This is a genomic window from bacterium (assembly GCA_016873475.1).
Classification (GTDB): Bacteria; Krumholzibacteriota; Krumholzibacteriia; order JACNKJ01; family JACNKJ01; genus VGXI01.
Map to the genome: position 1 here is coordinate 1 of VGXI01000134.1, position 9,178 is coordinate 9,178.

Below are 9,178 nucleotides of genomic sequence, written 5' to 3' on the forward strand. Positions count from 1 at the left end.
CCCCCGAGCTGCCGTTCGCCAGCGGCAGCACCTCGACCTACTACCTCTTCAGCGCCGAATCGCCCCTCGGCTTCAGCGTCACCGGCCCGACAACGCTCAAGGTCTACACGCGGCTGGACTTCGACCACCGCATGAACGGCGCCCAGGCCTACGCGCTGGAACTGCTGCGCGACGGCGTCAGCGTGAACACCTACCACTACCAGACCGACAAGCTGAGCTCAGCCCACTACCTCAAGCGGCCGCTGATCCTGCCCGGCGAGCGCAAGCTGCTGCGCATTCCCGTGCCGCGCGGACGGCATCACTACGAGCTGCGCTGCGTGCGGCCCGAGGCCTGCGGCATCGCCGCGCAGATCCTCATCCCCGAAGCCGACGTGAGCACGAGGTAGCCTGGATGCGGCGCCGTCTTCTCCCGTGCGGTCTCGGCCTCTTGCTGGCCGCCTCGCCCCTGCATGCGAAGCAGGACCTGGCGCCCCAGGGCAAGCCCGCGACCCTCTTGCTCGGCCGCGGCGAGGCGGCGGCCCTCTACTGCGTGCTGCCGGCGGCGGGTCTGGTCTATCACATCGAGGGCCCCGGCACGCTGAGCGGCTTCGTGAAGACGCACAATGCGCCCGGCGAGACCGAGGAGCGCCAGGGTGTGCTGCGCCTGGCCGGCGTCCCCGGTCTCCCGGACTCGCTGCCGCTCGCGCTGGCGCCATCGCGGATCGGCGGCTACGCCGACGATCGCCCGGGCAGCCCGAGCCGCGGCACGCGCCTGAGCTTCGCGATTCCCGCCGGACGCCACGCCTTGAGCCTGCGCGGCGAGCTGGCAGGCGGCGGCGAGCTCTTCGTCGCCCTCTACTATGACGGTCCGCCGCAGTGGGAGACGACGCCGCTCGCCGTCGCGGCGCCGCCCAAGCCGCGGCCGGCGAACGAGCGCTTCGGCCTCACCTGGGGACTGGGCGTGAGCCTCGGCTTCACCTACGAGGACAACGTCTTCCAGATGTCCGAGGCCTTCCGGCAGGAGTACCTGCAGCGCCTCTACTGGAACCAGGAGAAGTTCAAGGAGATCGAGCGGCTCGACGACCTCATCCTGACGCCCTCGCTGGACCTCACGGCGCAGCGGAAGTTCCTCGCCCTGGGCGCCACGCGCTTCACCGCGCGCTACTCGCGCGAGCAGTACGCGCTCAACACGATCCTCGACAACCACGAGTTCCGCTTCGGCCTGCGCCAGGCTTTCGGCAAGCAGAGCCTGGAGTTCTACTACGCCTACAGCCCCTCGAAATACCTGCGCCAACTCAACGACCGGCCGCCCCTCGTCTCGGAGCAGACGCCCGTGGTCAGCGAGCAGTTCCGCCTCGAGCGCAACCGCTTCGTGAGCACCTGGCGGCAGCGGCTGCACAGGAACCTGAACGCGAGCGTCGCCCTCACCAAGAAGCTCTACTACTACAACAAGCCGCACCTGGAGAACGACCTCAACACCTGGGGCGTGGACCTGAACGCCACCTGGACGATCGCCCGCCCCTTCCGCCTCAGCCTGACCTACGCCTACGAGGACGCCGACGCCCGCGCGATCGACGTCGTGGGCGAGGAGCTGGAGACCAGCCCGGCCTCGGACGGCACCTACAAGGGCAACACCTACAACGCCGAGCTGCGCTGGGCGCCGGCGCAGGCGGCGATCAAGCGCTGGCTGCCCGAGCTGCGCCTGCGCGCCCAGTACGGCGTCGACTACTACTCGGCCGAAGGGACGCAGACGATCGCGGACGACCCCTACCACGTCGGCCGGCAGGACAACACCTACACCTACCAGGTCAAGGGTGGCCGCCCGCTGCCCGCGCTCCTGCGCAACTTCGGCCTGGCGCAGGACGTCGACCTGGACCCCGGCTTCGGCTACGCCGAGCGCGACGTGGACTCCCCCTGGTGGGGCGACATCAAGGAAGACAAGAACTACATCAGCCGGACCTACTGGATCGGTTTCAGCAGCACCCTGTTCTAGCCGCGCCCGCGCGGCCGCATTCGACGGAGGATGAGCATGCAGCCCACCCGCCTGGGGGCCATCGCCCTGGCGCTCGCCCTGATCGCCCTCGCCGGCAGTTGCGGCAAGGAGGACCTCTACGAGATCCCCGACTCGCCCTATCCGCTGGTGGGCCGCCTGCCCCTGCCGAGCATCAACGAGAGCGTGGCCGTCATCGGCGACTACGCCTTCGTCGCCGCCGGCCAGGCGGGCATGCACGTCGTCGACATCGGCAATCCGGCGGCGCCCGTGCTCGTCAAGACGGTGAACACGACCAAGTACGGCGAGAACATCAAGGTCCAGCGCAGCTTCGTGGCCGGCGAGATCCGCGACATCGCGATGATCGTCGAGGGCACGGAGGGCGTGACCACCTACGACGTCACCGACCCGCCCAACGCGGTCACCTTCAACCAGGGCACGACGGCCGTCGACGGCAACGGCATGTTCGTCCTCGAGCGCGAGAACCCGAACGATCCCTTCGTGCTGTTCGTGGCCGAGAGCTGGAAGGGCGTGCGCGTCTTCGAATCCAGCCCCGAGTTCCCCGGCCTGCTCGCCTATGGCGGCGTCTTCGCGAGCACGAACGGCTACGCGATGGGCCTCGCCGTGCAGGACGGCTACGCCTACGTCGCCGACGACCAGATGGGCCTGGCCGTGCTGGACGCCCGCGTGCTCATCCTCGACTCGGTGGTGCTCGTCGCCGCTGCCGATACCCCGGGCAACGCCCTCGCCGTGGCGCTCTGGGAGGGCCACGCCTTCGTCGCCGACAAGCGGCAGGGGCTGAGCATCTTCCGGGTGAACGCAGGCGAGACGCCCGTGCCCGTCTCGCGCATCCCGCTCGACGGCTGGTGCGTGGACGTCGCCGTGCGCGACGATCTCGCCTTCGTCGCCGGCTACGACGCCGGCTTGCACATCGTGGACGTGAGCGATCCGGCGCGACCGCGCTACGCCGGCAACGTGCGCAGCAGCAACGCGACGGGCGTCGCGCTCACCGACGAGGGCCTCGTGCTCGTCACCGACGAGGACGACGGCCTGCTCATCCTGCGTGGCCCGGCCTTCGCCGATCGCACGGCGCCGGGCGGCATCTACACGCTGAGCGCCGAGGCCGTGGGCGCGAGCGCCGTCCGCCTGAACTGGAAGGCGCCCGGCGACGACCGCTACTTCGGCGCCGCCGCGAGCTACCAGCTGCGCTGGGCGCTGACAGCGATCGCCGACGAGGCGGCCTGGGCGGCGGCCGCCCCGGTGAGCGGCCTGCCCGTTCCCGCCGCGGCGGGCAGCGCCGAGGAGTTCACGGTCAGCGGCCTCACGCCCGAGACCGAGTTCCACTTCGCGCTGCGCGCGCTGGACGACGAGGGCCAGCTCTCCGCGCTCGGCGAAGAGGCCGGCGCCCTCACCTTCCCGAACGACACCTTCCTGTCCGGCCTCGCCGTGACGCCGGCCTACGGCGACGTCGCGCAGGTCTTCACCTACACGGTCCGCTACTCCGACCCCGAGGGCGACCTGCCGGTCACGCACGACCTGCTCATCGACGGCATCCCCTTCGCGATGAGCTACGTCTCCGGCGATCACGCGGCGAGCGCGCTCTACCGCTTCGAGGCCAGTCTCGCGCCCGGCGCGCACAGCTTCCGCGCCGCCTTCGACGACGGCCACGGCCACACGCCGACGACGCCCCTGCTCCAGGGGCCGCTCGTCGGTGAAGTGCTCTACACGATGGGCAGCCCGGCGGGCGAACTCGGCCGCGACCTGGACGAGGTCCAGCACCCGGCCCTGCTCACGCAGCTGCCCATTGCCGCCAGCGAGGAAGTCACGCAGGCCGAGTGGGTGGCGCTCATGGGCGCGCTGCCGGACGACAGCTTCCTCGGCGACGAACTGCCCGTCCTCGGACTCACCTGGTACGAGGCCGTCGCCTACTGCAACGCGCTGTCCCTGGACGACGGCCTCGCGCCGGCCTACGCGATCGACGGCACTGCGGTCGCCTGGAACCGCGAGGCCAGCGGTTGGCGCCTGCCCACGGAGACCGAGTGGGAGTGGCTCTGCCGCGGGGGCAGCGCGACCGCATTCAGCAACGGCCCGATCACGGACGAGGCCTGCGAGGACCCGCGGCTGGACCTCGTCGGCTGGTACTGCGGCAACTCCGGCAACCAGCCGCGCGCAGTGGGCGGCCTCGGCGCCAACGCACTCGGCCTGCAGGACGTCCACGGAAACGTCATGGAGTGGTGCTGGGACTGGTACGCGGGCTACCCGAGCGCGGTCGGGCTCGACCCGAGCGGGCCGGCCAGCGGCTTTCTCAAGGTGATCCGCGGCGGCAGCTGGTTCCACCTGGCCAAGAACTGCCGGGCAGCCGCCCGCGAGACCGCGCCGCCGGATTCGCGCCTGGACTTCGTGGGCCTGCGCGTCGTGCGCACGGACTTCGGCAACTAGTCGCGCGCCCCGGCCCCGCCGGGGCGCCGCAGCGCAAGGGGCTGGGGATGGCCGCCAAGGAGCGCTTCCACTTCATCGACCAGTTCCGGGGCCTCATCGGCGTGATGATGGCCCTCGGCCACAGCAACGAGTACTTCAACCACATCTGGTACGCCTTCGAATTCCAGGACCCCTTCTTCGGCACGCCCGGCCAGTTCGGCCTGCGCTACATGGGCTACCTCTGCGCGCCGGGCTTCCTGATCATGAACGGGGCGATGGTCTACTGGGCCTATTGGCGGCGGCGGCACGGCGGCGCCGGCGACTGGGCCACGCGCTGGCACTTCATCGAGCGCGGGCTCTTCCTGATCCTGATCCAGATGACCTGGGTCAACTCCGCCTGGAGCGGCTTCAACTCCTGGCGGCCTCTGCACTGGAGCATCATCGCCTGCATCGGCACGGCGATGGTCCTGCTCACCTTCGTCATCACCTGGCGCTGGCAGTTCCGTCTGGCCCTCGGCGCGCTGCTCATCTTCGGCCAGCACTTCCTGCTGCAGATCCCCTACAGCCAGAAGGCCTGGACGCACGTGCCGATGCAGATGTTCATCGACTCGGGCAGCTTCAACCTCTACCCGGCCCTGCCCTGGTTCGGCATGGCCCTGGTCGGTTCGGTGATGGCGCACTTCTGGTTCGAGGGCTGGAAGTCGCACGCCGAGCGCTCGACCAAGAGCATGCTGATCGGGGTGGGCCTGGTGGCCCTCGCCGTCCTGCTGCGCCTGGGTCGCGGCTACGGCAACCTGACGCCCTGGTCGGAAGTCGGCAGCTGGTCCTTCTTCCTCGAGCAGAAGTACCCGCCGAACACGGTGCACCTCGTCTGGTTCGCGGGCGCCGTGATCTTCATGGTCGGTCTGTTCTGTCGGATCAGCATGCACACCAACTTCCTGAAGCCCCTGGGCGTGATCGGGCGCGTGCCGCTCTTCTTCTACGCGCTGCATATTCCCCTGCTCGGCATCTTCACGCGGCGTCTGGGCTTCTTCTATCGCGAGGGGGCGGTGCTGGAGAGCTTCCTCGGCTGGGTCGGCCTGCTCGCGGTGATGTTCCCGCTGGCCTGGGCCTTCGGGCGCCTCAAGCAGCGCTCGAAGAACCACTTCATCCAGCTCATCTAGGCGATTCGCAGCGGGGGATGGCGGACGCGGCGGCTGCCGCGCCCGCTCCGCTCAGGGCGCGGTCTGCGGCGCGGGCAGGTGGGGCGTCAGCTCCGCGATCGCGGCATCCAGAGCCGCGGCCAGCTCGGGCAGGGGCAGCGCCGCGTCGGCGATCCCCGTCTCCAGCGCGAAGGTCGGCATGTCCGGCGCCGCCGCCGTGCTGGGCTCCTGCACGAGCACCCGCCCGCCGAAGCGGTGGATCTGCTGGACGCCGCGCGCGCCGTCGCGGCCGAGGCCCGTCAACACCACGCCCACGCCGCACTCGCGGTAGACGTGGGCAATGCTCTGGAGCAGGGGGTCTGCGGCCGGCTTGACGTAGTTGATCGCCGGCGCATCGCTGAGGCGCAGGTCGTGCACCTCGGGGTCGATGTAGAGGTGGCGATCGCCGCGCGCCAGGGTGATGCCCCCCGGCAGCGGCGCGAGATGGTCCGCGGCCAGGCGCACGGGCATCGTCGCCTCTGCGGCCAGGGCAGCCGCCAGGCTGTCCAGCACCCAGGCGGGCCCCGGCATCGCGACCAGGAATGCGGCGCGCGGCTGGGGCGACAGACGGCCGAAGAGTGCGCACAGCGCCTCCGGCCCGCCCGTGCTCGTCGCGATCCCCACGGCAAGATGGTCGGGTGCGGCGCCGCGCCGCGCGGGCATGGGCGTCAGGGACGGCGCCTCGGGCTCTGCCGCGGATTGCCCCTGGCGGGCGAGGAGCGTCGCCAGGCGCTCGAGCACCTCGGCCGGTCGGTAGGGCTTGGCCAGGTAGTCGTCCGCACCGGCCTGAAAGGCCTGCTGCCGGGCCTCCGCGGAGGCGAGGGCCGTGACGACCATCGTCAAGGGCATGCGCGGCAAGCGCGCGCGCAGATCGCCGATCAGCTCCAGGCCGTCCTTGCCGGGCATCATCCAGTCGGCGAGCAGAACGTCGAAGCCCTCGCGCAGGGCAACCTCGAAGGCCGCGATGCCGTCGGCGACGCGACGCACCTCGTGTCCCGCCTTCAGGAGCGTGCGCTCGAGCAGCAGGGCACTGGTGCCGTCGTCTTCGGCGATCAGGATCTTCGCCATCACTTCTCCAGGGCGCTGAGCGCCGCGGGGCCCGGGCTGCCTTGACCGGCCAGCTCCCGTCCCAGGGCCCGTTCCAGCAAGGCCTGCATACGCGCGAGCTTCTGCTCGCCGGCCAACGCCGGCTTCTCGGCAATGGCCAGGAGCGCGCGCAGCTGGCCTTCGCGCTCCGCCAGGCGCTGCTCGATGCCGCGCGCGCTCTGCGTCGCGTCCTGCTCGAGGACCGCCATCGCGTAGCGGTAGTCCTCCAGCTCTCGGCGCGAGTGCAGGAGCTCGCGCAGGTTGCCGACCTTCTCCACGAGCAGCTCGCCGTGGATGGGCTTCGCGAGGTAGTCCCGGGCGCCCTTCTGCATGGCGAGCACGGCTGACTCGACGGTGGAGTGGGCGGTGACCATGATCACCTCGGTCGCGGGGCGTTCGCGCTTGGCTTCGACGAGCACGTCGATGCCCGAGAGGCCGGGCATCACGAGGTCGGTGATCAGCAGGTCGATTGCCTGACTCTGGACCAGCTCGATCGCCTCCTCGCCGCTGGCGGCCGAGTAGACCTGGTCCTCGGGAAAGGCCTTCTCGAGCGTGCGCTGCACGAGCAGGAGGCTGCCGCGGTCGTCGTCGACGCAGAGGATCTTCATCGGCACTCCTCGCCGGCCGCCAGGGCCGCCTCGGCCGCAACGAGGCAGAGGGACAGCTCGCGCGCCAGCGGCAGCAGGCGCTGGCTGAGAATCGCCTCCGCGCCCGCGCGGTCGCCGGCAACCAGGCAGGCGGCCCAGGCCGCCCGCTCGGCGCGCAGCGCCGCGTAGCGCGGCGCGCTGAGCTGCCGCGCCAGAACGAGATCCGCGGGGCCGCCGCTCTCCCCGAGCCAGGCGGCCGCCAGCGGCGCCAGCGTGTCGGGCGCGGCGCTGCCGACTAGCGCCGGCAGCGCGGAGAGCCAGTCCGCCAGCTCGCGCTTGGCCGCGGCGAGCTCCTGTGCGGCCGCCCCTTCGGGCGGCATGAGCGCACCGAGGATCAGCCCGGCAAGGGCGAGGCCAAGCGCGGAACGCGACCCGCGCTGCCGAATCCTGGGCATGTTGCTTCTCCTGACGGTCGTCGCTGCCGCGGACTGCCGCGCACTTCCCCGCTCCGGACGGGGGTTGGTTGCGGCGCCACTGCATTCCCCGGCTCTTCGGCCGGCAAGGCGGGCAACTTGAGCGCTCTGTTAAGATGGAGGGGACGATCCCGTCGCCTGCGCCCTGCCGCCCGCGCGTGGCGTCGCCTTGTTCGGCGGCAAGGCGCGTGATAGCCTGACGCCACGTGCGCGAAAGGAGGGGCATGCCGGCAACGGAGCCTGCAGTCCTGCACCTGGACACCGGCAGGCTCCTGCGCGGGGGCCAGCGACAGGTGCTGCTGCTGATGCGCGCCCTGCGCGAGCGCGGCTGGCGCTGCGTGCTCGCCGCGCCCGTGGACGGCGCTCTCTGCGCAGCGGCGACCGCGGAGGCTTTCGAATGCTTCGGCTTCGCTCCTCGCGGCGACCTCGATCTGCTCGCGGCCTGGCGGCTGCGCCGCGAGGCGGCGGCGCGGAATCTCGAACTCTGGCATGCCCACAGCGCGCGCGCCCAGGCGCAGGCCAGCCTGGCTCTCGCCTGGCCTGCCGGTCGCGAGCGGCGCCGACTGGTGGTGACGCGGCGCACGGCCTTTCCGCGCCGGCCCGGCCTGGCGCACCGGCTCAAGTACGGCGACCGTCGGATCGGCCGCTACCTCGCGATCAGCGAGGCCGTCGCAAGCGGCCTGCAGGCGCGCGGCGTCAGCCCGGCGCGGATCCGCCTCGTGCCGAGTGCGGTGGACGCCGCGCGCTTCGCCGCTGCCGCGTGGGCCCAGCTCGGCGACGCCGTTTCGGCGCCGGCGAACGCCGATCCCAGCCTGCGCGAGCGGCTGCGCGCGCAGCTGTGCCGCGAACTGGCGCTGCCGCCGGCGGCCTACCTCGTCGGCGCCGCGGGCGCTCTCGATGCGAGCAAGGGCTACGACCTGCTGCTGCGTGCCGCGTACCTGGCCTGCCGCGAGGAGCCGCGGCTCCACGTCCTCGTCGCGGGCGAGGGCCCCGAGCGCTCCCGGCTCGAGGAAGAGACGCGCCGGCTCGGCATGGGCGGGCGCTTCCGCCTGCTCGGGCGGCGCCATGACCTGCCGGATCTCTTCGCGGCGCTGGATCTCTTCTGCATGCCGAGCCGCGAGGAGGGTCTGGGCAGCGTCGTGCTCGAGGCCTTCGCCGCCGGCCTGCCCGTGCTCGCCAGCGACGCCGGCGGTCTGGCGGAACTGGTCCAGCCGGGCGTCTCCGGGCGGCGCGTGCCGCGCGGCGACGCGCGCGCGCTGGCGGCCGCGCTGCTCGAAGCCCTGCGCGAGCCGGAGCGCAGCCGCGAGCTGGCGCGGGCAGCCCACGCCGGCGTGCGGCAGCGGTTCAGCGTGGAGCGCATGGTCGAGGCCGTCGAGGACGTGTACGGAGCGCTGCTGGGCGAGCGCGCCGCGCAAGCGGAGGACGCATGAGACGCCGCGCGGCCTGGCATTGCGGCCTGCTGGG

The 9,178-nt window shown here is 71.7% G+C and carries 6 protein-coding genes; 4 read left to right on the forward strand and 2 right to left on the reverse strand.

Annotation, left to right across the window (positions count from 1 at the left end; translation table 11 throughout):
- The first annotated feature begins 391 nt into the window (after positions 1-391).
- The 3 genes from FJ251_10830 to FJ251_10840 are packed head-to-tail and all read left to right on the forward strand — an operon-like array spanning position 392 to position 5,550.
- Positions 392-1,972 carry a hypothetical protein gene (locus tag FJ251_10830; GenBank protein ID MBM4118213.1) on the forward strand — a complete coding sequence of 527 codons (1,581 nt, stop codon included), beginning with the start codon at positions 392-394 and terminating at the stop codon, positions 1,970-1,972.
- A gap of 30 nt (positions 1,973-2,002) precedes the next feature.
- Positions 2,003-4,408, forward strand: coding sequence for a hypothetical protein (locus tag FJ251_10835; GenBank protein MBM4118214.1), 2,406 nt, complete (start codon positions 2,003-2,005; stop codon positions 4,406-4,408).
- 47 nt (positions 4,409-4,455) lie between these two features.
- Positions 4,456-5,550, forward strand: a complete 1,095-nt coding sequence (locus FJ251_10840; GenBank protein MBM4118215.1) for a DUF1624 domain-containing protein — start codon at positions 4,456-4,458, stop codon at positions 5,548-5,550.
- 51 nt (positions 5,551-5,601) lie between these two features.
- On the opposite strand, the gene FJ251_10845 is transcribed toward FJ251_10840, so the two are convergent.
- Together FJ251_10845 and FJ251_10850 are read right to left on the reverse strand one after the other, a co-directional pair.
- On the reverse strand, positions 5,602-6,636 hold the full coding sequence (locus tag FJ251_10845) for a response regulator (GenBank protein ID MBM4118216.1): 1,035 nt from the start codon (positions 6,634-6,636) through the stop codon (positions 5,602-5,604).
- The gene (locus FJ251_10850; GenBank protein ID MBM4118217.1) at positions 6,636-7,940 is read right to left on the reverse strand and encodes a response regulator; all 1,305 of its coding nucleotides are present in this window, start codon (positions 7,938-7,940) and stop codon (positions 6,636-6,638) included. Before FJ251_10850 ends, FJ251_10845 begins: the two co-directional genes overlap by 1 nt.
- On the opposite strand from FJ251_10850, the gene FJ251_10855 reads away from it, so the two are divergent.
- Positions 7,939-9,144: a glycosyltransferase family 4 protein gene (locus FJ251_10855; GenBank protein MBM4118218.1), complete on the forward strand. Its 1,206-nt coding sequence runs from the start codon at positions 7,939-7,941 to the stop codon at positions 9,142-9,144. The two genes, FJ251_10850 and FJ251_10855, sit on opposite strands and share 2 nt — an antisense overlap.
- The last annotated feature ends 34 nt before the right edge of the window (positions 9,145-9,178 follow it).

Excerpts from the sequence above, each read along its gene's own strand:
- FJ251_10830 (MBM4118213.1), top strand. The coding sequence starts at position 392 with ATGCGGCGCCGTCTTCTCCCGTGCGGTCTCGGCCTCTTGCTGGCCGCC.
- FJ251_10835 (MBM4118214.1), top strand. The coding sequence starts at position 2,003 with ATGAGCATGCAGCCCACCCGCCTGGGGGCCATCGCCCTGGCGCTCGCC.
- FJ251_10840 (MBM4118215.1), top strand. The coding sequence starts at position 4,456 with ATGGCCGCCAAGGAGCGCTTCCACTTCATCGACCAGTTCCGGGGCCTC.
- FJ251_10845 (MBM4118216.1), bottom strand. The coding sequence starts at position 6,636 with ATGGCGAAGATCCTGATCGCCGAAGACGACGGCACCAGTGCCCTGCTG.
- FJ251_10855 (MBM4118218.1), top strand. The coding sequence starts at position 7,939 with ATGCCGGCAACGGAGCCTGCAGTCCTGCACCTGGACACCGGCAGGCTC.
- FJ251_10850 (MBM4118217.1), bottom strand. The coding sequence starts at position 7,940 with ATGCCCCTCCTTTCGCGCACGTGGCGTCAGGCTATCACGCGCCTTGCC.